Origin of the sequence: Dokdonia pacifica, from assembly GCF_900188275.1 — a bacterium.
GTDB classification, from domain to species: Bacteria; Bacteroidota; Bacteroidia; order Flavobacteriales; family Flavobacteriaceae; genus Dokdonia; species Dokdonia pacifica.
Map to the genome: position 1 here is coordinate 54,298 of NZ_FZNY01000003.1, position 26,042 is coordinate 80,339.

24 protein-coding genes are annotated in these 26,042 nt (G+C 35.2%); 13 read left to right on the forward strand and 11 right to left on the reverse strand.

Features of this window, described 5'->3' with window-relative positions; genetic code table 11:
• The first annotated feature begins 33 nt into the window (after positions 1-33).
• From CHB80_RS10295 to CHB80_RS10320, 6 genes are all read left to right on the forward strand, one after another.
• The gene (locus CHB80_RS10295; RefSeq protein ID WP_089371390.1) at positions 34-1,596 is read left to right on the forward strand and encodes a hypothetical protein; all 1,563 of its coding nucleotides are present in this window, start codon (positions 34-36) and stop codon (positions 1,594-1,596) included.
• 159 nt (positions 1,597-1,755) lie between these two features.
• Positions 1,756-2,592 (forward strand): hypothetical protein, encoded by an 837-nt coding sequence (locus tag CHB80_RS10300; RefSeq protein ID WP_089371391.1) that lies wholly within the window; start codon positions 1,756-1,758, stop codon positions 2,590-2,592.
• A gap of 134 nt (positions 2,593-2,726) precedes the next feature.
• The gene (locus CHB80_RS10305; RefSeq protein ID WP_229746831.1) at positions 2,727-3,587 is read left to right on the forward strand and encodes a DMT family transporter; all 861 of its coding nucleotides are present in this window, start codon (positions 2,727-2,729) and stop codon (positions 3,585-3,587) included.
• A 103-nt stretch (positions 3,588-3,690) separates the two neighbouring features.
• Positions 3,691-5,598: a lipoxygenase family protein gene (locus CHB80_RS10310; RefSeq protein WP_089371392.1), complete on the forward strand. Its 1,908-nt coding sequence runs from the start codon at positions 3,691-3,693 to the stop codon at positions 5,596-5,598.
• 259 nt (positions 5,599-5,857) lie between these two features.
• Positions 5,858-6,928 carry a family 16 glycosylhydrolase gene (locus CHB80_RS10315; protein ID WP_089371393.1) on the forward strand — a complete coding sequence of 357 codons (1,071 nt, stop codon included), beginning with the start codon at positions 5,858-5,860 and terminating at the stop codon, positions 6,926-6,928.
• Positions 6,929-6,986: 58 nt separating this feature from the next.
• Positions 6,987-7,721 carry a hypothetical protein gene (locus CHB80_RS10320; RefSeq protein ID WP_089371394.1) on the forward strand — a complete coding sequence of 245 codons (735 nt, stop codon included), beginning with the start codon at positions 6,987-6,989 and terminating at the stop codon, positions 7,719-7,721.
• Here CHB80_RS10320 and CHB80_RS10325 read toward each other — a convergent pair.
• From CHB80_RS10325 to panB, 7 genes are all read right to left on the reverse strand, one after another.
• Positions 7,718-8,419 carry an RluA family pseudouridine synthase gene (locus tag CHB80_RS10325; protein ID WP_089371395.1) on the reverse strand — a complete coding sequence of 234 codons (702 nt, stop codon included), beginning with the start codon at positions 8,417-8,419 and terminating at the stop codon, positions 7,718-7,720. The two genes, CHB80_RS10320 and CHB80_RS10325, sit on opposite strands and share 4 nt — an antisense overlap.
• 6 nt (positions 8,420-8,425) lie before the next feature.
• Complete coding sequence (locus CHB80_RS10330) at positions 8,426-9,043, reverse strand: MarR family winged helix-turn-helix transcriptional regulator (RefSeq protein WP_089371396.1); 618 nt, start codon at positions 9,041-9,043, stop codon at positions 8,426-8,428.
• A gap of 70 nt (positions 9,044-9,113) precedes the next feature.
• On the reverse strand, positions 9,114-9,377 hold the full coding sequence (locus tag CHB80_RS10335; protein ID WP_089371397.1) for a DUF2024 family protein: 264 nt from the start codon (positions 9,375-9,377) through the stop codon (positions 9,114-9,116).
• Between the two features lie 4 nt (positions 9,378-9,381).
• The gene (locus CHB80_RS10340) at positions 9,382-10,110 is read right to left on the reverse strand and encodes a hypothetical protein (protein ID WP_089371398.1); all 729 of its coding nucleotides are present in this window, start codon (positions 10,108-10,110) and stop codon (positions 9,382-9,384) included.
• A gap of 62 nt (positions 10,111-10,172) precedes the next feature.
• Positions 10,173-10,406 carry a thioredoxin family protein gene (locus CHB80_RS10345; protein WP_089371399.1) on the reverse strand — a complete coding sequence of 78 codons (234 nt, stop codon included), beginning with the start codon at positions 10,404-10,406 and terminating at the stop codon, positions 10,173-10,175.
• Positions 10,407-10,492: 86 nt separating this feature from the next.
• The gene (locus CHB80_RS10350) at positions 10,493-10,831 is read right to left on the reverse strand and encodes a gamma-glutamylcyclotransferase family protein (RefSeq protein ID WP_089371400.1); all 339 of its coding nucleotides are present in this window, start codon (positions 10,829-10,831) and stop codon (positions 10,493-10,495) included.
• A 71-nt stretch (positions 10,832-10,902) separates the two neighbouring features.
• Complete coding sequence (gene panB, locus CHB80_RS10355; RefSeq protein ID WP_089371401.1) at positions 10,903-11,721, reverse strand: 3-methyl-2-oxobutanoate hydroxymethyltransferase; 819 nt, start codon at positions 11,719-11,721, stop codon at positions 10,903-10,905.
• Positions 11,722-11,781: 60 nt separating this feature from the next.
• Here panB and CHB80_RS10360 point away from each other — a divergent pair, with 60 nt between their 5' ends.
• Both CHB80_RS10360 and CHB80_RS10365 read left to right on the forward strand, forming a co-directional pair.
• Positions 11,782-12,288: a nuclear transport factor 2 family protein gene (locus tag CHB80_RS10360; RefSeq protein WP_229746833.1), complete on the forward strand. Its 507-nt coding sequence runs from the start codon at positions 11,782-11,784 to the stop codon at positions 12,286-12,288.
• A gap of 406 nt (positions 12,289-12,694) precedes the next feature.
• Positions 12,695-14,098 (forward strand): lactonase family protein, encoded by a 1,404-nt coding sequence (locus CHB80_RS10365; protein WP_143337099.1) that lies wholly within the window; start codon positions 12,695-12,697, stop codon positions 14,096-14,098.
• Between the two features lie 50 nt (positions 14,099-14,148).
• On the opposite strand, the gene CHB80_RS10370 is transcribed toward CHB80_RS10365, so the two are convergent.
• From CHB80_RS10370 to CHB80_RS10385, 4 genes are all read right to left on the reverse strand, one after another.
• Positions 14,149-14,895: a hypothetical protein gene (locus CHB80_RS10370; protein WP_089371403.1), complete on the reverse strand. Its 747-nt coding sequence runs from the start codon at positions 14,893-14,895 to the stop codon at positions 14,149-14,151.
• Between the two features lie 67 nt (positions 14,896-14,962).
• Positions 14,963-16,399 carry an L-serine ammonia-lyase gene (locus tag CHB80_RS10375; RefSeq protein WP_089371404.1) on the reverse strand — a complete coding sequence of 479 codons (1,437 nt, stop codon included), beginning with the start codon at positions 16,397-16,399 and terminating at the stop codon, positions 14,963-14,965.
• A complete protein-coding gene (locus CHB80_RS10380; protein WP_089371405.1) occupies positions 16,396-16,908 on the reverse strand; it encodes a GNAT family N-acetyltransferase in 513 nt (170 codons plus the stop codon). The genes CHB80_RS10375 and CHB80_RS10380 overlap by 4 nt, the downstream gene beginning before the upstream one ends.
• A 1-nt stretch (position 16,909) precedes the next feature.
• Positions 16,910-17,614 carry a CPBP family intramembrane glutamic endopeptidase gene (locus CHB80_RS10385; protein ID WP_089371406.1) on the reverse strand — a complete coding sequence of 235 codons (705 nt, stop codon included), beginning with the start codon at positions 17,612-17,614 and terminating at the stop codon, positions 16,910-16,912.
• 51 nt (positions 17,615-17,665) lie between these two features.
• On the opposite strand from CHB80_RS10385, the gene CHB80_RS10390 reads away from it, so the two are divergent.
• The 5 genes from CHB80_RS10390 to CHB80_RS10410 all read left to right on the forward strand — a co-directional run bounded on the left by CHB80_RS10390 (position 17,666) and on the right by CHB80_RS10410 (position 25,955).
• On the forward strand, positions 17,666-18,079 hold the full coding sequence (locus CHB80_RS10390) for a S24 family peptidase (protein WP_229746834.1): 414 nt from the start codon (positions 17,666-17,668) through the stop codon (positions 18,077-18,079).
• A complete protein-coding gene (locus CHB80_RS10395; RefSeq protein WP_229746835.1) occupies positions 18,040-19,344 on the forward strand; it encodes a Y-family DNA polymerase in 1,305 nt (434 codons plus the stop codon). The genes CHB80_RS10390 and CHB80_RS10395 overlap by 40 nt, the downstream gene beginning before the upstream one ends.
• Before the next feature lie 143 nt (positions 19,345-19,487).
• Entirely contained in the window at positions 19,488-21,407 is a 1,920-nt protein-coding gene (gene dnaK / locus CHB80_RS10400; RefSeq protein ID WP_089371408.1) for a molecular chaperone DnaK, read from the forward strand.
• Between the two features lie 469 nt (positions 21,408-21,876).
• The gene (locus tag CHB80_RS10405) at positions 21,877-23,634 is read left to right on the forward strand and encodes an FG-GAP-like repeat-containing protein (RefSeq protein WP_089371409.1); all 1,758 of its coding nucleotides are present in this window, start codon (positions 21,877-21,879) and stop codon (positions 23,632-23,634) included.
• 149 nt (positions 23,635-23,783) lie between these two features.
• Entirely contained in the window at positions 23,784-25,955 is a 2,172-nt protein-coding gene (locus CHB80_RS10410; RefSeq protein WP_089371410.1) for a proprotein convertase P-domain-containing protein, read from the forward strand.
• Positions 25,956-26,042 lie beyond the last annotated feature (87 nt).

Sequence of the window (26,042 nt, forward strand, 5' to 3'; positions counted from 1 at the left end):
TAATTATTTTAAGTATCTGTATTATAGATTTTTATGAGAAAAATCATTACAACGCCAAATGAAGAAAGTGACGCTCTTTTTGTGTTGGTAAAATCGTTATCTAAAAGCGAGAAACGACAATTCAAGTTGTATGTAGGAAGATTAGAACGAAATACAGATGCAAAATTTATGGCACTTTTTGACGTACTTGATAAAATGTCATCTTATGACGAACAAGTCATTATTAAAAAAGGCGTTGTTACCAAATTACAGTTATCAAATCTCAAAGCCCATTTGTACAGACAAATTCTTGTAAGTCTTAGACTCACGCCATTGCATAGAAATATTAGAGTACAAATACGAGAGCAGTTAGATTTTGCAACCATATTATATCAAAAAGGCCTCTACAAACAAAGTCTTAAAGTATTGGATAAAGCCAAACTCATGGCGATTGAAAATGAAGAAAAGAATATAGCGTATGAAATCGTAGAGTTAGAAAAAGTAATTGAAACACAGTATATCACAAGAAGTATATTATCGCGTGCTGATGAGCTTTCTACACAGTCTAAGGAATTGAGTGAAGCCAATGTGATGACAAGCAAACTTTCTAATATATCGCTAGAATTATATGGAATGATGTTACGTACAGGCTATGTAAGAAGTGATGAAGAACGACAAGAAATCAAAGATTATTTTGATAAAACAATGCCTGATTATGACTATGATAGTTTAGGGTTTAGAGAAAAACTTTGGTTATATAAAGCACATTTGTGGTATAATTTTCTAATACAAGATTTTGTATCCTGTTATAAATATTCAAAACGATGGGTATTGCTATTTGAAGATAACCCTACGATGATACAACGGAATCCAGTATTCTTTTTAAAAGGGCAACATTACTTATTAGAGTCTTTGTTTTATTTGAAGTTGAGCGCCAAATTTGATGAAGCATTACAACGTCTGGAAGGGCTTCAAGAAGATTCAAATTTCCCGAAAGGGGATAACTTAGACACCTTACTATTCTTATATATCTACAGCAATAAGTTGAATCATCGCTTTATGGTGGGTGATTATGAAGATTTTGAAGGATTAATTACCGAGGTGATGGACGGGATTGCCTCTCCAAAATACCGTATAGATGAACATCATATTATGGTATTTTACTATAAAATAGCCTGTCTTTATTTTGGATCAGAAAATTATACGAAATGTATTGAATACCTTTCTAAGATTATTAATGCAAAGAGCTTAAAAACACGACAGGATTTGATGTGTTTTGCGAGGTTATTAAATCTTATTGCACATTATGAAGCGGCAAAAGATTATCATTTAGAATCCTTACTTCGCAGTACCTATAAGTTTTTATTAAAGATGGATGATCTCCATGAGGTGCAGAAAGAGATGATCAATTTTGTACAAGAACTCAAGAATATTTATCCGCATGAACTCAAAGGAGCTTTCAAGAGATTGTATAAGAAACTAAAGGTCTATGAAGATGATCCATATGAGCGTAGAGCCTTTTTATATCTGGATGTATTGTCATGGCTGGAAAGTAAAATTCAAGACAGGCCTGTTGCCGAGGTAATTAAAGAAAAAGCAAAAGCCTTGATGCGATAAATCATTGTTTTTCCGCTTTCGCGAAAATACACTTCGTTTCAAAACAATCCCTATACTTCTAGTTACCTAATCGATATCTAATGTTTACTCATTGGTTGTTTTTTGAAAATAATAGTGCTTTTATTTTTGAGAAGAATAATCAATCCATGAAATTGCACTATGAGAATTTTACTAGTAGCCATTACAATGTTAGTTACCACAACTTGTTTTGGGCAGAAAAAGAAAATCAAACGTTTAAAAAAAGAAACCATGGCCATTGCTATGGAACTCTATAAATCTGAATTGGCATCTTGGCATAGTACAGACGTATTAGGAGATGAATTGCGTGCTACTCCTAATCTTGGTGGATACTTATCATACACAGATGGTGATGAGACAATAGCTATCTATTACGATCAGTCTGAAGATATAAATATACTTTATGAGTTGAAGTATTCTCAAATTTTAGAATTAAAAGAGGTATATACACTGGATACAGTACCTAGAAAGGCGACAGTACTAGAAAAGCGATTGTTAAAAACTAGAAATCAAGCAAGAGATTTAGTTCAGAATAATGAAGACCAATTTTTTAGTTTCTATGAAAATGTAGGTTGGAATTTTGTTCCTATACTAATCGATAATAAAGTAACAGTGTATAGTATAGCAGGGCCTCAATTATCTGGTCAAGTACTTATAGGAAACGATTACAAATTTGAATTTGATAAAAAAGATACATTAATCTCAAAATCAAAAGTTCATAATTCATTACTTGTTTATTCTTATGGGAGTGAAGAAAATAAGACAGAACAAGTAATGCATAATCATATTGTAGAAGAATATCCTATTATTTCAGAAACCGATATTTGTACTCTAATGCTTTATGAACCTTATGTGACTTGGAAGCAACATACCGTTATTTCTGATTCTTATGTGAGTATATTTATCCTGAAGGAAAAGCAATTAATAGTTATGACTAGAAAAGCATGGGATAAAATATATGCATCTGATAAAGATTAAATTTATAGAAATGAGTTTTTTTCCGCTTTCGCGAAATCGAACTAGTGAGACCTGTCTACCAACAGGCATATTCACGACCGTATGGGAGAGCGAAGCGATGCATAAAAAGTGAATAAAATACGACAGAGTAGTTGATGACTAAAAAAACAACCTTAGGTCCTATACTAGAAATTAATCTGGCCATGCTATTTATTAGTACGTCAGGTGTTTTAGGACGATACATACAACTCCCTCCAGAACTTACGATTGCCTTACGGGGTATTTTTGCAGCAGTATTTTTAGGGCTCTTTATTTTGTGGCGTAAATCTTCATGGCATATTGATACTAAGGATCGTAAAGCCATTTTGATTGGAGGTATATTATTAGGAGCACATTGGGTTTTATATTTCTATGCCTTACAGTTATCTAACGTAGCGATAGGTATGCTTTCCATATTTACCTATCCCGTCATTACAAGTTTATTAGAACCGTTAGTTCTCAAAACAAAATTTCACCCCATACATATTTTTCTAGCCATTTTAGTATTGTTTGGATTGTACTTATTGGCCCCCGAATTCAGTTTAGAAAGTGATGCAACATTGGCTATTATTTTGGGAGTGATTTCAGCGCTTTGTTATGCTTTGCGTAACCTGATTATGAAAACCAAAGTACAGAAATATGAAGGCACTATTTTAATGTGGTACCAAATTATGATAGTATCGGTGTTATTGATTCCTGCACTATTTATGGATGTCAATTGGCCTTCGGTACAAGAACAATTGCCATATCTAGCATTACTAGGGTTACTTACCACGACCATCGGGCATACCTTATTTCTATCTAGTTTTAAACATTTTTCAGTCACTACGGCTAGTTTAATGAGTAGTGCGCAACCTATTTATGGAATCATATTGGGTATTTTCTTTTTACAAGAAATACCAGGCATCCGAACCATTATTGGTGGTGCACTTATTTTAGTGAGTGTAGTAGTAGAGAGCCGAAGAGCTGTGAAATGACTTTTGAATTTTAATTATCTACTGAAATTATTGAAAAATAGGTGTATATACGCTGTTTTTCAACGGAATAGTGGTGTAGTTTAGTCTTCTAAACTATATAACCATGGAAATTTGGCAGTACATTCTAATGCTTATTGGAGTTATTACAGTAATTTTTATAGGATATTATCTTATAAAAAAACTAGTAAAAGAAATTGAAAAAGTACATCATTTACCCATTAGAGAAAAAGGATTAACGGCAATGCCGGCAGTTCCTTTTATCATTTCTGAAACCATCGAATCCATCATAAATTTAGGATTACGAGGAGAACAATTTAAAATGGCAAAAGCGGGATTGAGTAATGATTATACCATACAAGGTGTGACGCAAAGCGCCTATACCTTTATGTATGATACTCAAGAAATAGATGTCTCAAAAGAAGATAGAGAAGAGCTTTTAGAACGATTACGAAGTTCTGATGAAAAAGAGTTTTTAAATAAAACACTTCTAGATGCTCATTTAGAAAAAGCATCTTTCCCTAAACATGCTACTAAAGAAGAAGCCTTCACTTCTTTTTTCTTAGACAAACCGGAAGATTTCAGTCTCTCTTGGACGAACTATTACAATGTCCATAGAGAAGGGCTTAAAAATCACCAAAAAGAATATGCTGCTATTTTAAAAGATGCTAAAACCGCCACAAAACAGTTTTGGCCTATGATTGCCGAAAATGGATTGGCTTATAATTTATTAATTCTTCAAAAGGTAGCAGGAGCTACTTTAGAAAAAGTAAAGCGCGTATTCTCTAATCAATGGGATGATCTTTTAGAACCTATTCATGCAGATGGATTATTATACGCAATAGACTTAACGATTTTTAATCAGTTTGAGGCAAGTCAAGTAGAAGGGTTTGATAGATGGACCCCTGGCGCTTTTGTACTTTTAAAACAAGATAAAAACACGAAGGAATTAACACCTGTTTGTGTTCAAATCTCAAAGAAAGACACAAGTGCTTCGCAAATATATACACAAGAAAACACTACAGATGCCACGTGGATTTATGCACTGTCTGCAGCAAGAACAGCGGTGACGGTTTATGGTATATGGTTAGGCCATGTATACCATTGGCATATTGTATCTGCCTCTATGCAAATGACTATGTTTAATAATGTATCCAAAGATCATGATCTTAGAAAATTACTAGATCCGCAGTCTAATTATCTCATAGGTTTTAATGATGCGTTGTTCTTATTATGGAAAAAAATAGGACCTCCTACGTCATTTGCAACCACCGATTCTTTTTTACAACTCACCAATGCTTTTGCTACAGGAAGAGAATTTTTTGATGATGATCCTAAAGTGACGCTAGCGAAGTTTGGAATTCATAAAGAAGACTTTTCTGATAAAGAAGATTGGGACCGTTTTCCAATTGCAGGTTTATTATTAGAATTGTGGGAGACTTCAGATAAAATGGCAACTGTATTTGTAGAGACTACCTATGCTACCGATGAAGATGTTTCTAACGATCAAGAACTTCAAAATTGGATAGAAGCTGCTTCAGATCCTGAAGAAGGAAATATAAGAGGTTTACCCATGATGAGTAGTAAAAGAGAACTAAAAGCAGTACTCGTTAGTTTAATATATAGAGTAGTAGCCCATGGAAACTCTAGACAAATGAGATCATTAGGACCTGCCTTATCTTTTGTATCAAATTATCCGCCTTGTCTTCAAAAAACAGCTATCGTTGCACCAGATGATAAGAAATTTACCACAGAAGATGTATTACGTTATTTGCCTAATACAGGCACCATAGGTTCTATGATGACCTTCTATTACATTTTTATTTTTTCTGCTCCTTATGAACCATTATTACCATTATTTGGAAATGATACCAACCTATATTTTCCAGATAAAGATGACCCTAGAAATAAAGCACTAGAAGCATTTAGAGGTGATATCGGTGAGTTTATTGTAGATTATAGTGATGGAAATTCACCTTTAATTCATCAATGGCCTGCTAGTATAGAAACGTGATATTATAACGTAACTACATAGCAATGGCTACATGCTAATGTTTTTTATACGCTTTCGCGAAATCGAGCCTGTGAGATCCATGACCAAAGGGAGAGTGAAACGTTAAAGCGTATACTTGTAACACTTCATTTTATAACTTAAGAAGAGAATTTTTGTAAAAAACTATAAAATGAAGCAGAATGTTGTATTCATGTATAGGTAGATTTTAAGGGAAACGGGTGCTATTATTGTATCTTTCTCCTTCAGTAATTGAGATGCTATGAAAACCTTTATTCTTCTATTTTTTATAAGTTGTATGAGTCTACCTATGTTTGCACAAGGAGGCAATTACGAATTGGTATGGTCTGATGAGTTTAATGTTGCGGGACCTATTGAGGCAACAAAATGGCACCATCAAACTCTGTTACCTAATGGTAATAGTTGGTATAACGGAGAGATACAACACTACACCAATCGTATAGAGAATTCTTTTGTGAGTGATGGTACTTTAAAAATAGTTGCCAAAAAAGAAATATTTACAGATCAAGGATCTACCAAAACCCATACCTCAGCACGATTAAACTCTAAGTTTGCATTTACCTATGGTTATGTAGAAATACGTGCAAAACTACCTATAGGCATCGGTACATGGCCTGCCATGTGGACTTTAGGACAGAATATTACAGAACCTGGTGGTTACTGGTATGAAACCAATGGAGAAGTATCCTGGCCAGCTTGTGGAGAGATCGATATCATGGAGCATTGGGGAACTAATCAAAACTATGTGCAAAGTGCTATGCATACGCCTTCTAGCTTCGGAGATACGGTAAATAAAGGAGGACAAACGATTGCTACCGCTTCCTCTGCATTTCATATTTATGGATTAGAATGGACTCCAGATCGTATGGTATTTAGTGTAGATGGTACAACGCATTATATCTATGAACCGTCCGTGCAAAATGCCAATACGTGGCCTTTTGATGCCCCTCAATATCTTTTATTGAATGTTGCGATATTACCAGAAATTCTAGACTCTTTTACAGAAAGTGCTTTAGAAATAGATTATGTACGTGTCTTTCAAGATCCTACCTTGTCTATAACAGAAGAAGCAATAACGACGCGTATACAACTTTCTCCAAACCCAGTAAGAGATACATTATCATTACAGGTTGCACCTACTATTATAGGCGCCAAAGCCACTGTATATAGTATGACAGGACAAAAAGTATATACAGCTACTATAGAAAGCGGAAATACGTTGGTAGATGTATCTGGCTATACAAAAGGAGTGTATTTTGTAACCATAGAAACTGGACAAACTAGCGTTACAAGACGTGTGATTAAACGATAATTAGCGTTTACAAAATGTATTCTTTATATCTTTATGAAGATGGTACGAATCTTTATAGATGCTTAAAAAGTATATTTCTTTACATATATATCCAAAACTGGCTTTATGGATCTTACTTGGATTTATAGGGTTTACGATTGTTGGTACGCTTACGCATGAGTTGGGTCATATCGCTTTCGCGAAAGCGTTTGATTATAAAACCCATTTGGGATATGGGTATATGAATTATTACGATAGTCCTTTCTCTATAGAATTTGATACTATTGCAGCTCGGAATCAGGAGGCGATCGCATCTAATCGTGATTTTCCAGAGAAAGAACGCTTAGATACACTTGTTGAAAAACTTAAAATCAGTTCATTTCTCATTACCCTTGGAGGTCCTTTACAAACTACTATTTCAGGGACTGTTGGTTTTGCTTTTCTATGTAGTTGGAGAAGGCGTATAAGAGAATATGGAATGAAATTAAAGGACTGGATCTTTGTATTTATTTCTTTGTTCTGGTTGCGACAACTCGCAAATCCTGTGACTGGTTTGATGCGATCTATAGCTAAAGGCGGTTTTAATCCTTTTGGAGGTCATAGTGATGAACTTGTACTTTCCAGATATTTAGGTTGGTGGGAAGGAAGCATTTCTTTACCATTAGCGCTTATTGCTTTAGGAATTGCCACCTATGTAATTTTTAAAATACTTCCTACACCCGTACGATTCACTTTTATAAGCGCAGGATTTATAGGAGGTGTATTAGGCTATATGATTTGGTTAGTTTGGATTGGGCCCGTTTTAATGCCTTAACCTTCACACGCTTCCCAAACGACATCATCTTTAGGTACAGGAGCTACAAATGTCATTTCTTCTTTTTGTACGGGATGTACAAACGTAAGTTTACGTGCATGTAAACTAATACTTCCGTCTTTATTAGAACGATCAAAACCATATTTCAAATCTCCCCGTATGGGACTTCCTATAGCTGTCAGTTGACTTCGTATTTGATGATGTCTTCCAGTGTGTAAATCAATTTCAAGAAGCGTAAAAGTTTTTAGTTTTTTGAGCACTCGATAGGTAAGACTTGCTTCTTTTGAATCTGGCACCGCTTTCGCGAAAGCGTAACTTTTATTCTGCTTTGTATTGCGTTTTAAATAATGAGTCAGCGTTGCTTTTTCAGGCGAAGGGTGCTTTTTGACCAATGCCCAATAGGTTTTTTGTGTCTTTCGTTCGGAGAATAATTTATTGAGACGTGTGAGTGCTTTACTGGTGCGAGCAAACACCACAATTCCACTCGTAGGACGATCTAACCGATGTACAACTCCTAAAAAAACAGCGCCAGGTTTGTTATATTTTTTGGCAATATATTGCTTGACAACCTCGCTTAATGGTGCATCACCCGTTTTGTCACCTTGTACAATATCTCCCGCTCGTTTATTAATCACAATCAGATGATTGTCTTCATAAATCACTTGTAAATTTGTAGGTGTAGAATGCGTATGTGTCATAAAGTATTAAACTGAGGTTCCTGTAGGTTTTACTTCATATTCAGGACAATCTAAACGAATTTCGTGATGTTCTAGAGGCTGTTTTAGATAGTTACAATAATGCCCCTTTCCTTTTTTCTCATAAAAAGCACAGCTATGGCAATTACGTTGTACACTAAGAATCCCCGTTTTATTAAGTCCGTAAATTAATTTGGTAATGGTATGGTACAGTTGTTTTACCTCATCCTCATCTATATGCTCTAGTTGATGCTTAACAGGAAGTGCAAAATTTTCTATTTGCAGGAGTAGTTCGTTTCCTTTTTTAGTGAGCGCAATGGCATAACTTCTACTATCTGTAGAGGCCGTTTTCTTTTGAATGAGCTCCTTTTTGAGTAAGGCTTTTACGGCATCACTCACTGTAGGTTTTGTAATATTAAACTCTTGCGCAAGATAACTTACGGTACACATCTCTAACTTGTGATGTGCGACAAACAGTACGATTTGTATTTGAATAGGGCTTAAGCCTACTACTTTTGCGTGTTCCCAAAGCAATACTTTAAATGCTTCAGAAATACGTTCTAATCCTACCACGACCTTATTAGCAATGTCGTCTTGATATGCGGTGTTAAATATTGTTTTTTTCATAAGCAAACTTTGCCTATAATGATGTATGTGTTATAGGCAAAGTTAGTAATCCTAATTATATGATGCGATATTAATCACAATTTTGTAATTCTATAATGTGATATCCCTTTTCTTGAATAGAAGTGATCACTTGAGGCGGTGCTGTTTCCATATGACATAAACGACACTCTGAAGCACTCAATGATTGGATATGCACATTTTTGTCACTTAGATAGTCATCACCATATTGGAAGACGGTATCTTCTTCTGAGGTTTCTATGGGAACCAGAATATCAAAATGCATTAAGGTTCCATTTTTTTTAAGGACATAGGTATCCCAAACGTTTACTTTCATACGATTAATTTTGAGTTACTTTATAAGGTAAAGAGAGATCTCCGCTGGCGACACCATATACTTCATATACCCCTAATAAAGGTTTGTCTTCTATACTGGTGTTTACCTTCATAAGGGAAGTAACGCCATCATATGAAAATGTAGTAGTACCGATTCTATAATCAGGAATCATTACTTTGATGGTATTTCCGGTAGTGATTACTTGATAGCCTGGCGAATCCATATACATAGGCATTCCTGGATTGGTAAGAGGGAGGATCACACTCGTATCTCCTTTTTTAAATTGTTTTACAGCGAGACCACCTTCTACACGATCGTCTGGAACTAAGACTACCCAATGTGGATGCCATATAATTCCGTCATTATCAAAAATTTTATCTTTATTTTCATCCCATAAAGGGGTGTCATCAAAATCAGGATGTGAGGTAAGACCTAGTGCTACAATCCCTTCGGTGTCATTAAAACCAACATCAGTTGGCTTTAATGTAGTAGGAAATACATAGGCTAATACAGGAGCTCCGTCCAATTGTCCCACAGGAATAGGAGTGGTATGCCCAGCTTTTCCTTTTACCGTAATTTCCCATACAGTCATTTGTAAATCGGTATGATGTGTGACAGCTACGTTAGTAATTGCAAAATCATCATTTTTATAAGGTTCTTTTTTATCTGTACATGCAAATACAGATATGCCGACAAAGAATAAGGCAATACATACTGAAGTTGTTGTTTTCATAATGATACATATTCATAGTTAGGATTCTTTTAGGTAGGAATCCTAACTATATAGTTTAAAAATTAACCAATTACATCGGCCATAGAAGCACCAAAATTGATGTGTAATACATTTCCATTAGAAGTTACTAATGCAGGTACAGACTGTACACCTGCGGTTTCTGCTTCTGGAATTCTACTTCTGTCTTGAGCGATATCTACAATATTTAGATTTTCTTCTCCAATTAAGTTAATAACATCGCTCTCTGCACTAACGCATACAGAACATCCTGCGTGATAAAAAGTGGCTTTACTCATTTGTATTTTAGTTTTATAATTAATAATGGTACAAAGATATATTATTTAATTAGGATTCCTAACTAAATGATATAAAAAATAAGATATTAATAAGATTTTATATACACCCAGGCTTCTTTTCCTGAGTGTAATGTTGTTTTTATGCGCTTATAATCAGCTACTTCATACGTATCTGCATGCTCAAGTTCTTGTACAGATATTTTAAAACAAAGACCATGGATAAGATCTTTTTTAGTTCCTGTAGGTATTGCAATAGGGTGATAAGGTTCATTACTTAGAGCAACAACGTTAGGATCTTTAATCAGTACTTTTTCTAATCGAAACCCTACGAGTGCATCTTCAGTTCCGTGTAATAATCTCCCAAACGTTTCTAATTGGACCTGTTCTTTTTGAAGGGTTCCGTAAGAAAATAGATAGTGATTCATAAGTAATTATAAATACTCTTGGTTCTTGCATCTTTTGAATCTTGTTTCTTTTTCGCGTAAGCGGAAAAAAATCAATATTGTTCAGATTCATTAGGGAAGTCTTGCGACTTGACATCGGTAGCATATTGTTTGAAAGCCTTTGTCATTTCTGCATGCATGTCTAAGTATCTTCTTAAAAAACGAGGATTAAATTCGTGAGTCATTCCAAGCATATCATGCGTAACAAGTACTTGTCCATCTACACCACCACCAGCACCTATTCCTATAATAGGAATGGTTAAACTTTCTGCAACTTCTTTTGCAAGTTTTGCAGGCACCTTTTCAAGTACAATAGCAAAACATCCTGCTTTTTCAAGCATTAAGGCATCTTCTTTCAATTTTGCAGCTTCAGCCTCTTCTTTTGCACGAACGGTATAGGTTCCAAACTTATAAATAGATTGCGGCGTTAATCCTAGATGTCCCATTACAGGAATCCCAGCATGTAAAATACGCTTTACACTTTCTTTAATTTCTTTACCTCCTTCTACTTTGATAGCATGACCACCACTTTCTTTCATAATACGTATAGCAGAGCGTAATGCTTCTTTCGGATCACTTTGATAACTACCAAAAGGAAGATCTACAACCACCAGCGCACGATCTATAGCACGTATTACAGATGAAGCATGATAAATCATTTGATCTAGTGTAATAGGAAGCGTAGTTTCATGACCTGCCATTACATTAGACGCACTGTCACCCACGAGTATGACATCAATTCCAGCACCATCTACAATCTTTGCCATGGTATAATCATAGGCAGTAAGCATGGATATCTTTTCCCCACGATTTTTCATCTCTGTAAGAGATTTAACAGTAATACGTTTATATTCTTTTTTTGCGACAGACATTTAGTTATGTTTTATCCTACAAAAGTAGTAAATTACATAGCTATATTAATCATGATTCTTATGAGGGGGAAATATATTATTGGAGGAATGATTTTTGGGCTTGTTTTTTTCGCTTTCGCGAAAATTACCATAGCGCAAAATCAATCACTTACAACAGAAGAGACAAAAGTAAAACATCTGGTAGAACGTTTTTTTGAAGGTTTTCATAAACAAGACTCTATTATTATTAAAAGTGTCGTTCATGAAAAAATACTTATGCAATCTATTGGAAAGAATAGAACTGGCGAAGTTGTATTAAGCAAACAAGACTTTAGTGGCTTCTTAGCATCTATCTGTTCTATTCCAGATGAAACTCAATTTGAAGAGCGTATTAAAAGTTACAAAGTGCAAATTGACGATAATATGGCCATGGCAAATGTATGGACACCCTATTCCTTTTACGTAAATGGAGAATTAAGCCATTGTGGGACCAATAGTTTTCAGCTTTTTAAACGAGATGGCGTTTGGAAGATCTTTTATATCGTAGATACAAGAGATCGGGAAGGCTGTGGTATTAAACGTGGCTAAAACATCACTTTTTCTTATTCTTGTATATAGATTATCTATAAAATTGACGTTGCTGTTTTAATTTCTGTAAGATAGCTTACACAACTTCATGAAGCTTTTACACCTTTAAATTGTTAAAATGTGTTAAATTTTTATTTTAAAAATGTCAATACGTCATTTCTTAATGACTTCATTTTATTTTTCATTTAATTGTAAACACTTGGTTATTAGTATTTTATATAAATTTTAAACTGATCTAATCTCATAAATAGTATTTTTTCATTTTTTGATACCGTAAGTAGGAAAATCTTCTTAACACTAATTTAAGAGCAAGAGACAAACGTTTTCTTGTGAATGTTTTATAGTAGTTCTGGCCAAATTTTACTGTAAAATAAATCAACAAATCAAAAATTAAAATACTAAGAAAATGAAAAAGATCAATATAATGCTTATTGCATTTTTAGCACTATCTATCACTTTTGTTTCATGTAATTCTGACGATGATAATACTCCTATTGTTATTGGAGAAGATGATAATGATGATGACAATGATGATACAGCAAACTTTGTAGGAGCCGTCTATGCAATGACTAATGGTGATGGGCAAGTAGCAGGAAATGTACAAGGCCCTAATACAATTATAGCCTATGGAAGAGCAGATGATGGTTCGCTTACACCTATTGGACCCTTTGCTACAGGAGGTAATGGAGGTGATTATGATGGAGGGGAAGGACTCGATCCATTAATTTCTGCTTATGCACTTACCAAAACAGATGATAATGAAAATTTACTTGCTGTAAATGCAGGGAGTAACACAATTACTTCTTTTAATATCGCAGCCGATTTTTCTTTAGAAGCAGCAGGCGATCCTTTAGATACGGGAGCTATAGGACCTAATAGTATTGCAACAACAGGACAAGTAACAGTTGCGGGAACCAAAGGACTCGTGTATGTTTCTAATATTACACGTCCAGAGTTTTTAGCTGGAGGAGAACCTATGCATCAAGGTACTGTAACTGGATATTGGTTATTAGAAGATGGATCATTACAAGCGATACCAGGATCGACTAGAGATCTTCCTGTACGCCCATCTGCAGTTCAGTTTTCACCAGATGGACAATGGTTATTAGTAGCGGCGATCAACTCAGGAGCTTCAGCCTTAGGATCAGGAAGTGAAGATGAATTAACAGTATACAGTGTAGGAGGAGATGGAACATTAAGTGCATCTTCGGTAGCGACAGCTACTTCTACATTACGAAATAATACAGAAGGTAGAAATTTACCATCTGCTATTGGGTTCCAAATCGTAGGAAACAATTATGTGGTAGTTACAGAAGCAAGAGAGTTTCAACCAGATGGAACACCACCTGCATTCCCAGCATTACAAGATGGCTCAGTATCTACCTGGCAAATACAAGGTGATGGTAGCTTAACACCTATAAGTCTTGATGTAGCATCTGGAGAAAATAATACAGGAAGAACTGCTTGTTGGTTAGACTTTACAGCCGATGGAAATACGTTCTTTGTATCTAATGCGATTGAAGCAGGTCTAGCAGCATATAGTTTTGATAATGGAGTAGTGACGTTACTAGATCAAACGGCAGCACAAGGAACAGGAACTGGAGGAGCAGATAATGGCCCAGATGCATTTGCAGTTACAGAAGGATGGATTGATATGTGGATTTCTGATGATGGACAGTTCTTATACCAACTCTACGGATTAGATGGAACCATTGGAATCTATAGAATTAATGGGCAATCGTTAGAACTTATATCAGAAGAGTCAAACAATTTGCCTGATACAAATACACAAGGTATTGTAGCAATATAATATTTTGAAGTTTGTTTGATTTTGATAGAAAGCTAAGGAGTGTATATTCCTTAGCTTTTGTCTTTTTTACGCGTTGTAAAGTATAGTCTAAATGAGAGATGAACTTCTGCGCCTACAGATACGCCTTCTTTAAGAAAATATGGAGTTACAAAGCTATCAGAATCATTAGATTGGGGATTCAAGATATTCGAATATTGATTGTCTTTTATACGTATCCCAATACCTGCACTAGAGCGTAATCCTATCCTATCTGAAAATCGAATATAATCCCCGTAGTTTATGGTGAATCCATATTTTATTCTTCTATAATCTGCTTGATCAAAACCAATAGTATTTTCATCAAAACTTGGACCTATACCTATAAGTGGAAAATCACTTTCAGGTCTAAACCTACTATTCTCTCTAGTTTCTGTATGGTTAATGTAAAAGAGTTCTAAAGAGAAAAATGCTTTAACACGCGTACCTCTTTTTAAGTGATAAATAAGTTGAGGTCGTATTTCCCATAAGCGATAATCATCTTTTCTAACCTCACTATAAATAGAAAATTGCTTTGCTCCGTACCCTACAGAAGTACCAATACGCCATCGGTCAGATTTTGAAATGGGCATAAAATACCCCACATTAAGCCTAGGTAAGGGAACAGGAACAAAGGTATTTATAGGGTCAAATGTAAAATAAGCATCGGGATACGTAAATTTACTAGAAGTGTCTTTTGTATCTTCAATATCTTCTGTTTGAGCAATTAATGAGTTACTCAATAGGATGGTGAGTACAATGGTGAAAAATGTAGTTTTCAAATGGTGTGTTTATCTCTAGATGTCGAATAGATAAATGGGTTGCGCCATCTAGATATAAATTAACAATTTAGCAATCTGCCATTCCTACATTAATAGCAAGTCCTCCTTCACTAGTTTCTTTATATTTTGTATTCATATCCTGTGCAGTTTGCCACATAGTTTCTATGACTTTATCAAGAGGTACTTTAGCATTGGCAGCATCTGTATCTAATGCCATTTCACAGGCATTAATCGCTTTAATAGCTCCCATGGCATTACGTTCTATACAAGGTATTTGTACAAGACCTCCTATAGGATCACAGGTAAGACCTAAGTGATGTTCCATGGCAATTTCTGCAGCCATGAGTACTTGCTCTGGTGTTCCTCCCATCAATTCTGTAAGCGCTCCTGCTGCCATAGCACTAGAAACGCCTATTTCTGCTTGACATCCACCCATAGCGGCAGAGATGGTAGCTCCTTTTTTAAAGAGACTTCCTATTTCTCCAGCAACAAGTAAAAACTTACGAATGTCTTCAAAGTTGGCATCGTGATTTTCAATCACCATATAATACATCATTACAGCTGGAATAACACCTGCACTTCCATTGGTAGGCGCTGTGACAACACGTCCTAAGGAGGCGTTTACCTCATTTACAGCTAAAGCAAAGCAAGACACCCATTTTAAAATTTCGCGAAAGCGTACTTCTGTACCACGAATGGCTTCGATCCATTCATATTTATCAGTATATGAAATACCTTTTTGTAATTTTTGATGACTGTCATAAGCGCGACGGCGTACATTGAGTCCGCCTGGAAGGGTTCCTTCTGTATGACATCCTGTATACATAGAATCTAACATTACATCCCATATCTGTTTGAGACGTTCGTTAATTTCTTCTTCGGTGTTGAGATATAATTCGTTTTCAAAAACAATTTCTGAAATCGATTTGTTTTCATTTTTACAATAAGCGAGAAGATCTGTTGCTAGCTCGACAGGTCTGGGAAAGCATTGGAATTGATGTGTTTTTAATTCGGAACGTTTTCGTTCTTCTTGTACAACAAAACCACCTCCAATAGAGTAAAAAGTCTCTTCTATGATTTGTGTTCCTATATATGCTTTAAATGTAATTCCATTGGGATGAAATGGTAAAAATTCACGATTGAATTTTATAGATTCAGAGGGATCAAAAGGAATGACGTGTTCTCCATTAAAAGCAATTTCTTTTGTGGTCTTGATGTTCTCAATCGTTGTAGGAATGGCATCAATAGCACACGTTTGCGGGTCGGTTCCCAGAAGCCCCATCATTACCGCAACATCTGTGGCGTGTCCTTTTCCTGTTAAGGACAAAGACCCATATAAATCTATATGTAAACGATCTACACTGTCAAACAGTTGCTCTTCCTTGAGCTTTTTTATAAAGCGACGTCCTGCACGCCAAGGGCCTAATGTATGAGAACTGGAAGGACCTACGCCTATTTTTAGCATATCAAATACAGAGATACACTCTATTTCTTTTTCTTTCATGTAAGATCATATTGCATGATGTAATCTGTCTGAATTTCGGCAATCATATCATATTGATGTGTGCCAGTGATCTTAAAACCACACCTTTTATAAAATCGAATTGCATCTGGGTTTTCTTCCCAAACGCCTAACCAAATGTAGTTTTTTTCCAGTTTAAGTGCTTCAGAAATCGAAAAATCTATTGCTTTTTTTCCAAATCCCTTACTTATGTATGGAGAATCTATATAAATACGTTCAATTTCAAGTCCGTTTTTATCCTGAAATTCTGTTTGTGCATTCCCTACATTTAGTTTGAGATAGCCAACAATCGTATCTTTTTGTTTCAAAAAATACCAATAAGAATCTGGTGCTAAAAGTTGTTTTTCTAAATGCGCTTTCGCGAAAGCGTATACCACATATTTCTCTAACACACCAGGTTTGTTTTTATGAGCAAAAGCGTCTGTATATGTACGTATAGCTAATGAACGTAGGGTATCAATATCTTGTAAATGGATAGCGTGAAATTGCATCTTATAAAGATAAGGCAACCTGAGATAATAGACTTGTTTTTTCACTTGCCCATATCCCGATTCCTACTACAAAGGCATTGTTCATAAAATGGAGCCCCATAGACCAAATGAGTCCTTGATTCTTAATCTTGATCCAACCCATCATAAATCCTGAAATGATACGTGGTACAATAAGAACAAATAAGGCTAGATCAATCACAAAAGTGTCTACATAATTATTAATATGTACAAGCCCAAAAATGATAGAGACAAACACTAACATGACGGTTAGGTGTTTATGAAGAAAATTACGTAATCGTACTGTTTTTTGCTCTGTAATCAGGTGTTTTAAAATATAGTATATCGTAAAGAGAAGTACGGCCCCAAAGGCAAGTATGATTCCCCAATGGATATCTTTAGGAAGAAAACGAAGTCCTATAAAAACGGGCCACGAGCTTATAAATAATATAAGATCTGTATGCGTAGGTTTAATGAGTGTGCGGAACATCATTTCTTCTACGATGGGCGCAAAAATACAGGCCAACACAAAAAGTTTAAAAGGGTTGTTTTGTAAAAGATCATTTAGGGTTGAATCTTCATAAGTATCTGTTTTGAGCTCAGGAATCCAAAAGCTACATACGCCAATAATGATAAAAAAGAGGATGTATAATCCCCACATTTTTAAAAATGTTTTAAAAAGAAGACGTGTTTTTTGGCTAGAGGTCATATAGTTACTTTGATTGTAGCATTAGTATACGAAAGTATCAAAATGTTACTAATGGAATTATTCTTTATTATTGGAAAATTTCCATATTTTTACATCATGGAAATTGGAGCATCAGGAAAAGTTAAGCCTACGAAAGATCGTCATGAGGCAGAAGTGTCAAAACAGACAGGATTTCCTAGTGCAGCTACTCATTATATGGAAGCTCCTATTGATCTTAATGAAGAACTTTCTATTCATAAAGATGCAACATTTTATGTACGTGTACGTGGAGATGCTTGGAAAACGTTTTCCATTTTAGATAAAGATGTACTTATTATAGATAGATCATTACTACCCAATTTTGATGATTTGGCATTAGTTGTACAAGACGGAGGGTTTAAGGTGATACGTATTCCTTTTGATAAAACACAAGAGACGTTTGTTTTATGGGGTGTCATCACGTATATAATACATCATGTACGATGATAGCGATGGTAGATTGTAATAGCTTTTATGCTTCATGTGAGCAGGTGTTTAGGCCTGATTTATGGGGAAAACCAGTCGTTGTATTAAGTAATAATGACGGGTGTATTATTGCAGCAAATAAAGAGGCAAAACAACTGGCTCATATTCCTATGTTTGAAGCCGTTTATAAAATCAAACATATTCTCATAGAAAATAAGGTAACTTTTTTTTCTTCCAATTATACCTTGTATGGAGAAATGTCACAACGAGTCATGAATATATTAGAGACATTTTCTCCTTCTGTAGAGGTCTATAGTATTGATGAGGCTTTTCTGGATGTAAAAGGATTATCATATATAGATATGCGTATGTATGGATTTGAGATTAAAGAGCGTATCTATAGGTATACTGGTTTGCCGGTAGGTGTAGGGATTGCTCCTACCAAAGTATTAGCTAAACTGGCCAATCGTATGGCAAAAAAAATTCCTAAACATGAGCATGTGTATGTTATGGATACCGATGCTAAACGTATAGCAGCATTGGAGTGGGCAGATATAGGTGATATATGGGGAATTGGAAGAAAACATGTAAAACGATTGCAAGCCATAGGTGTTTTTAAAGCGATAGATTTTGTCAAATTACCACTAGCTTGGGTACGTAAAGAAATGACTGTAGTTGGAGAACGGTTATGGAAAGAGCTAAGAGGGGAGTCCTGTTTGGAGTTTATGGCAGTTCCTAATCCTAAAAAAGCGATTGGCACCGCAAAGTCCTTTGGTCAAAAATTGCCTGATTTAGGAAGAATAGAAGAGGCGTGTGCGTATTATATCACAGAAGTAGCAGAAGTATTACGAGCACAAAAATCATGCGCTACCTATATACATGTAGCTGTGTATACAAATTATCATAGTACTATAGATAAGCAATATTCTAATCGTATCACAGTAACGATGCCTATTCCTACTAATGATACATTTGCACTGATTGCACAAGCACGTAAGGCATTACATCATATTTACAAACCAGGATTTCGATATAAAAAAGTTGCTGTAAACTTGACAGGATTAATTCCAGAACATTATGTACAGGGAAATCTTTTTGAAAAGCGTTCTAAGATTTCAGACAGTAATCTGATGCATACGCTAGATGTATTGAATAGAAAATTTGGGAAGACAACGGTTTCTTCTGCCATGATTGGAACCCGTGTCGAAGAGTGGGAACTGATTAAAAAGGAGCGAAGTCCTAGATATACGACACAGTGGCGAGAACTGATGAAAATAGGCGTATAAAGGGATAAAACGATTTTTAAGATTGTTTTTTCTGCTTTCGCGAAAGCAAAAAATGACAGCTTGTCAGCTTATAAGCAGTGGCATAATGATTGACTATTGTGTAGTGTAGAAAAATTTAAATAACACTTAAACACTATAATATAATGAGTAAAATCATAGGAATTGACTTAGGAACTACCAATTCGTGCGTCGCTGTTATGGAAGGTAACGAGCCTACAGTGATCCCTAATGCTGAGGGTAAACGTACGACACCATCTGTAATTGCGTTTGTAGAAGGAGGAGAAATTAAAGTAGGAGATCCAGCAAAAAGACAAGCTGTAACAAACCCAACAAAAACCATCGCTTCTATCAAGCGTTTTATGGGAAATAAATACAGTGAAAGCTCAAAAGAAGCAGAACGTTCTGCTTATAAAGTAGTAAAAGGAGATAACGATACACCTAGAGTAGATATAGATGGTCGTTTATATACACCACAAGAATTGTCTGCAATGACACTTCAGAAAATGAAGAAAACTGCAGAAGATTACTTAGGACAAGATGTAACACGTGCCGTAATTACAGTACCAGCTTACTTTAATGACAGTCAACGTCAAGCAACAAAAGAAGCTGGAGAGATTGCAGGTCTTAAAGTAGAGCGTATTATTAACGAGCCTACAGCAGCAGCACTAGCATATGGACTTGATAAAAAAGATAGCGATCAAAAGATTGTAGTATTTGACTTTGGAGGAGGAACACATGATGTATCTATTCTAGAATTAGGAGATGGTGTATTTGAAGTACTTGCTACCGATGGAGATACACACTTAGGAGGAGATGATGTAGATCAAAAAATCATTAATTGGTTAGCAGAAGAGTTTAAAGCAGATGAAAGTATGGACCTACGTGAAGACCCAATGGCTTTACAACGTCTTAAAGAAGCTGCTGAGAAAGCAAAAATTGAACTTTCTTCTTCTACACAAACAGAGATTAATTTACCATACGTAACAGCTACGGCAAGCGGGCCAAAGCACTTAGTACGTACATTAAGCCGTGCAAAGTTTGAAGCACTTATTGATGATTTAGTAAAAAGAACCATAGAGCCTTGCCAAACAGCACTTAAAGCGGCAGGATTAAGTACAGGAGATATTGATGAGATCATTCTAGTAGGAGGATCTACTCGTATCCCAGCAGTACAAGAAGCTGTAGAAAAATTCTTTGGAAAAGCACCTTCAAAAGGAGTAAACCCAGATGAGGTTGTAGCGGTAGGAGCTGCTATACAAGGGGGAGTACTTACAGGAGATGTGAAAGATGTATTACTTCTTGATGTAACACCACTTTCATTAGGTATTGAGACAATGGGGAATGTATTTACAAAACTTATTGAAGCAAATACAACGATTCCTACTAAGAAATCACAAGTATTCTCAACAGCAGCAGATAATCAGCCATCAGTAGAGATCCATGTATTACAAGGAGAACGCGCTATGGCAGCAGATAATAAAACTATTGGACGTTTTCACCTTGATGGAATTCCACCAGCACAACGTGGTACACCACAAATTGAAGTAACATTTGATATTGATGCAAACGGAATTATCAAAGTAAGTGCTACAGATAAAGCGACAAACAAGTCTCAGGATATTCGTATTGAAGCATCATCAGGACTTACTGAAGATGAAATCGCTAAGATGAAAGCAGAGGCTGAAGCAAATGCCGATGCAGATGCAAAAGCAAAAGAAACTGCAGATAAGATCAATGAAGCTGATGGAATGATTTTCCAAACAGAAAAGCAGTTAAAAGAATTTGGTGATAAATTATCTGATGATAAGAAAAAACCAATTGAAGATGCTCTTGCTGAATTAAAAACAGCTTTTGAAACAAAAGATGTAGATACTATTCAACCAAAGCTAGATGCTATCAATGAAGCATGGAAAGCAGCTTCTGAAGAAATGTATAAAGCACAAGCAGAAGCGCAAGGAGGAGATCAAGCGCAACCAGGACCTGATGCACAAGCAGGAGGAAATGCTGGAGCAGGAGATGAATCTAGCGATGTAGAAGATGTAGATTTTGAAGAAGTGAAGTAAGTAGAGAACCACTTTCGCTTTAAGCGAAAGTGTGTGAATCACTTATACCCACGTAGGTGGGTATCTTCACAGATTATGTATATAAAGCCTCTAGGTAGTATTAAACTATCTGGAGGTTTTTGTTTTCGCTTTAAGCGAAAATAAATGAATTGATCTCCCATGTGTGGGCTGATCTTTGTAAGCTATAATACCTCTAGGAAATATTTTTCTGGAGGTATTTTTTGTTTTCAGCTTTCGCGAAATGGTATACTTTGATTTTACCTCTCTAGAGTGACAATGTGCTTCTTTATTTTCGCGCTAAGCAAAATTCTTTTTTATCAAAAAAACTTTGTGTAAATATCTAGCGTTTTTTATTTTTTTTATTAATTTAACTGTCTAGTTTGCTGATAACTAATCCTACTAAATAAAATTATGAAAGTACATGATTTGGAAGTTTAATCATGGAAATATGATTTAATAGGATAGATTTATGAAGTATTCTTACACTACTTTTTTATTTTGTTTGTTATCGTCTTTATTCGGATATAGTCAAGTACTTTTTGAGGAGGTTTCGGAAGATGTAAATTTTAATTTTTCAAATGCTGTCTTTTTTGGAACTGGAGTTTCTTTTTGTGATTTTGATAATGATGGATGGGATGATATCACAGTATCTGGAGATAATGGAGATTCTATAGGTTTTTTCAAAAATATAAATGGAATCTTTGAAGAAGTTACCTATGAATTAGATCAGCTCCCTATGTCTTTAAAACAAGCTGTTTGGATTGATTTTGATAATGACGGAGATAAAGATCTTTTTGTAGCTAGTGAAGAATATAAAAATAGACTCTACAGAAATGATGATTTTATCTTTACCGATATTACAGTAACGGCAGGCCTTCCTGATGTTGTTCTTCAAACAAATAGCGGTTCTTGGGGGGACTATGATAATGATGGTGATTTGGATCTTTTTTTGAGTAATAGAGATTTAGATCAGGTCATACCAAATATGTTATTTAGAAATAATGGAGATGAAACCTTTGAAAATGTCAATGGACTATCTGGAATTGGAGATGTAAGTATGATTACGTTTCAAGGGACATTTTTTGATTATAATAATGATGGATGGTTAGATATTTTCCTTATAAATGACAGAAAAGTTACTCCTAATATTTTATATCATAATAATGGTGATGGAACATTTACAGATATGACCCTACAGGCAGAAGCAGGATATGTAATGGATGCTATGTCTGTAGGATTAGACGATTATAATGCAGATGGCTTTATAGATGTATATATAACGAATACTGCTTATGATTCTAATTTTCCTGTTCCTGCAAATGCATTGATGAAGAATGACGGTGATGGTTCTTTTTCAGAAATAGCAACTTCATCGGGGGTAAGTTTTGATAGAATATCTTGGGGAGCAAGTTTTATAGATATGGATAATAATGGAAGGCTTGATTTATATGTAAGTGGTGTTGATGATACAAATGACAATGGAGAGGTGTCAGCTGCTTTTTATTATCAAAATGAAAGTGAGTTATTTACAAGAGTCTTAAGCTATGGTTTTGAAACAGATTTAGCGCATTCTTTTGGAAATGCTTCAGGCGATTATAATAATGATGGATATTTAGATCTTGTGGTAGCTAATAGAGAACCGTATACGTTTGACTTATGGAATAATAGGTATCATGAACTGGTACCTAATAATTGGTTAAAAGTACATCTTGAAGGAGTAGAGAGTAATCGTGATGGGTATGGATCTAGAATCGAGATTAGTGTAAATGGAGAAAAACAATATAGAGTCACTGCTAGTGTAGAAAGCTATTTAAGTCAAAATTCAGATACAGAGTCTTTTGGTGTGGAAGAGGCTAGTGTTATTGATTATGTAAAAATCACATGGTTAAGTGGTCATGTAGATTTTATAGAAGATGTAGAGGTAAATCAAACACTTACGATTACAGAAGGAGAGTTTCCTTTGTCTTTAGAAGACCTAGAAAATAATTTTAAATTACAAGTATATCCGAATCCTACAAGTGATATGGTTACTATAAAAGTTCCTAAAATTATTGGAGATCGTGATGAGATTAAAGTATATAATATCCTTGGGCAATTAATAGCATCATACCCTATACAAAGTAATGAGATACAAGTATCTACTGACAACTTATATAAAGGGACTTACTTTGTATCCTACTTCACTAATAATCAACTTACGCAAACTACAAAGTTGATTAAATTATAATGAATTATACACTATACTAGCCCCATGAATACATACTAATACGTATATAATACGTGCTAGTACGTATTTCGAATAAAATAAATGCAGAGTAATTTTACAGTTTGAAAATATGTCATCAAAATACATATTTAACAACAAACTAATAAATTATGAAATTAGCTAAATTTTTTACATCTCTCTTTTTATTGGGAGTACTTTTTTCTTGCTCAAAGGAAGAGTTAGTAGTTGAAGATTCTTTGATAAATGAAAATACAGATCTTGCAACAGATTTTGGTAGATATCAAGGAACATCTTTAGGAATGTATAAAGGAGTTTTTTCCACTTCTGATAGTGAAGAACGTGGTGTCGTTGAGATTAAAATTATAAATTCTCAATATGCAAAAGCTACCTTAGAAAAAATAGATGGAACTGTAGAGGAATACAAAGGTATTATTCATGGGACAAGAGCATTAGGAGGAATGGATATCTCTTTTTCTTCTGATCATTCTTCATTTAATTTTAGGGTTGATGAAGATGGAAGTAACCCTATAATAACAGATGCCATTGATGAGGACAAAGCAGCACTTATTAAAGTAGTAAAAGAAGATGTTAGAGGAGCAGTAGTTCCTCTCACTGGAAGTTTTACTTCTGCAATAGGAGGATCAGGTACTTGGAGTATTATTTTTAATACAGGTGATGGATCAGGAAATGATACAGACATTACGACACAGTCTATATTTGATACTGTAGATTATGGATCTGCAACGGGTAATGAGCAAAGCGGATGTAATACAGTAGATGATGTAACTACTTGTACAATAGGAGGTGCATATATGTCACAAGGAGTTGCTATTACTTGGACAGGATCTCATACGTATTTAGATATTTCAAATTGTTCTGCTGCATCTGGAACTTGGACGGCAGGAGTATCTTCTGGAACATGGACAACAGATAATGTATGTACGACTCCGGGGGATTACATACAAACAGCAATTCCTATTACACCAACAGCAGAAGGAACAGCTGCGAATTGTATTTCGCCAAATTTCACACTAGATATTTCGGAATTTACAGATAGTGGTCTTACTGGAGACACAACGTGTTCTTCAACGACAACAGTAAGAGATGTTTTCTATAGTTGGACAGCAACTTCTGATGCTTTAGTATTTAGAGCTGAGCAAATAAGTAACGAAGCCAATGAAGATATCATTATTAGAGATAGTACAGGAGCATTTATTGCATGTGCAGAAGGAAGTTTCTTTGGAGGAACAACCCTTTCAGGATGGTCAATAGGAGATGACTTAATTATCCAAATTATCAATAATATTTTTGATGAAAGTACAGGTTTCTGTCTTGCAGAAGCTTCTGTACCGACTGTTCCTGGAAATGATTTATGTGAAAATGCATTTGCTATAACTTGTGGTGAATCCGTTTCAGGAAATACATTATTAGCTACAGATACCACAATGAATGATGGACCTGATGTATTCTATACATTTACAGGAACTGTAGAAGGTCAAGCAGTAACAGTTTCTACGTGTGGTTCTGGATTTGATACTCGTATACGAATTTTTGATTCTTGTGACGGTGCAGAAATTACTCAAAATGATGACAACGCTGCTGCATGTGGACCAGGAGGGAACTCACAACTTATATTTATAGCATCATTGGGAGTAGAATATATTATCTTAATAGAAGGATTTTCTGATGATGATTTAGGACCCTTTGAGCTTGCTGTTTCCTGTGTAGATCCCGCACCAGTATGTGGTGGTACAATAACCGATTTTGCTGGAGCATCAGGTGATGTAGGTAATTGCCCAACAGGGAATGACTTTGTGGCTACATCTACGGCAACAGGTACTATAGGAACAGATGCAGATATTGATAATGTGAGTGTTGTATATATAGAAAGTGCTTTTTCTAGCCCTTCTGTAAATATAACATTAACATCACCAGAAGGTACTTCTTTACAACTAGCTAGCGCTGCAGATGCGTCCAATGGAATTAATGCTGTATTTCGTGACGGAGGAGATCCAATAAATGTAAATGCTCTCGAAACACAGCCTTTTGGTGGTACATTTGCAGCTGCTTTTGACGGAGAAACGGTGACTGGTGACTGGACACTTTCTATTTGTGATGAGAATAATACGGCTGGTAGCTTAAATTCATGGTCTATTGGTTTCTGTGATGGAGATATTCCGCCTCCTACATTTATGCCAGTATCAAATGATGCCGCTACTAGAAGCAGCATTATTAGTGATGAAAGAAATCTTCGTATGTTGAAAAAAGAACGTTTATATGAAAAACGTAAACGCAGATGGATAGAAGAGAATGAAAAATAATAATTAAGGTAATGATGAAATTTAAGCCTTGGCATATATGTCAAGGCTTTTTCTATTTATTATACGTGTTATTACTTATAGAATACG

Excerpts from the sequence above, each read along its gene's own strand:
- CHB80_RS10360 (WP_229746833.1), top strand. The coding sequence starts at position 11,782 with ATGAGGGGGAAATATATTATTGGAGGAATGATTTTTGGGCTTGTTTTT.
- dnaK (WP_089371408.1), top strand. The coding sequence starts at position 19,488 with ATGAGTAAAATCATAGGAATTGACTTAGGAACTACCAATTCGTGCGTC.
- CHB80_RS10315 (WP_089371393.1), top strand. The coding sequence starts at position 5,858 with ATGAAAACCTTTATTCTTCTATTTTTTATAAGTTGTATGAGTCTACCT.
- CHB80_RS10325 (WP_089371395.1), bottom strand. The coding sequence starts at position 8,419 with ATGACACATACGCATTCTACACCTACAAATTTACAAGTGATTTATGAA.
- CHB80_RS10405 (WP_089371409.1), top strand. The coding sequence starts at position 21,877 with ATGAAGTATTCTTACACTACTTTTTTATTTTGTTTGTTATCGTCTTTA.
- CHB80_RS10380 (WP_089371405.1), bottom strand. The coding sequence starts at position 16,908 with ATGCAATTTCACGCTATCCATTTACAAGATATTGATACCCTACGTTCA.
- CHB80_RS10330 (WP_089371396.1), bottom strand. The coding sequence starts at position 9,043 with ATGAAAAAAACAATATTTAACACCGCATATCAAGACGACATTGCTAAT.
- CHB80_RS10295 (WP_089371390.1), top strand. The coding sequence starts at position 34 with ATGAGAAAAATCATTACAACGCCAAATGAAGAAAGTGACGCTCTTTTT.
- CHB80_RS10395 (WP_229746835.1), top strand. The coding sequence starts at position 18,040 with ATGGGGTGTCATCACGTATATAATACATCATGTACGATGATAGCGATG.
- CHB80_RS10385 (WP_089371406.1), bottom strand. The coding sequence starts at position 17,614 with ATGACCTCTAGCCAAAAAACACGTCTTCTTTTTAAAACATTTTTAAAA.
- CHB80_RS10335 (WP_089371397.1), bottom strand. The coding sequence starts at position 9,377 with ATGAAAGTAAACGTTTGGGATACCTATGTCCTTAAAAAAAATGGAACC.
- CHB80_RS10345 (WP_089371399.1), bottom strand. The coding sequence starts at position 10,406 with ATGAGTAAAGCCACTTTTTATCACGCAGGATGTTCTGTATGCGTTAGT.
- CHB80_RS10390 (WP_229746834.1), top strand. The coding sequence starts at position 17,666 with ATGGAATTATTCTTTATTATTGGAAAATTTCCATATTTTTACATCATG.
- CHB80_RS10305 (WP_229746831.1), top strand. The coding sequence starts at position 2,727 with ATGACTAAAAAAACAACCTTAGGTCCTATACTAGAAATTAATCTGGCC.
- CHB80_RS10300 (WP_089371391.1), top strand. The coding sequence starts at position 1,756 with ATGAGAATTTTACTAGTAGCCATTACAATGTTAGTTACCACAACTTGT.
- panB (WP_089371401.1), bottom strand. The coding sequence starts at position 11,721 with ATGTCTGTCGCAAAAAAAGAATATAAACGTATTACTGTTAAATCTCTT.
- CHB80_RS10410 (WP_089371410.1), top strand. The coding sequence starts at position 23,784 with ATGAAATTAGCTAAATTTTTTACATCTCTCTTTTTATTGGGAGTACTT.
- CHB80_RS10350 (WP_089371400.1), bottom strand. The coding sequence starts at position 10,831 with ATGAATCACTATCTATTTTCTTACGGAACCCTTCAAAAAGAACAGGTC.
- CHB80_RS10375 (WP_089371404.1), bottom strand. The coding sequence starts at position 16,399 with ATGAAAGAAAAAGAAATAGAGTGTATCTCTGTATTTGATATGCTAAAA.
- CHB80_RS10310 (WP_089371392.1), top strand. The coding sequence starts at position 3,691 with ATGGAAATTTGGCAGTACATTCTAATGCTTATTGGAGTTATTACAGTA.
- CHB80_RS10320 (WP_089371394.1), top strand. The coding sequence starts at position 6,987 with ATGCTTAAAAAGTATATTTCTTTACATATATATCCAAAACTGGCTTTA.
- CHB80_RS10340 (WP_089371398.1), bottom strand. The coding sequence starts at position 10,110 with ATGAAAACAACAACTTCAGTATGTATTGCCTTATTCTTTGTCGGCATA.
- CHB80_RS10365 (WP_143337099.1), top strand. The coding sequence starts at position 12,695 with ATGAAAAAGATCAATATAATGCTTATTGCATTTTTAGCACTATCTATC.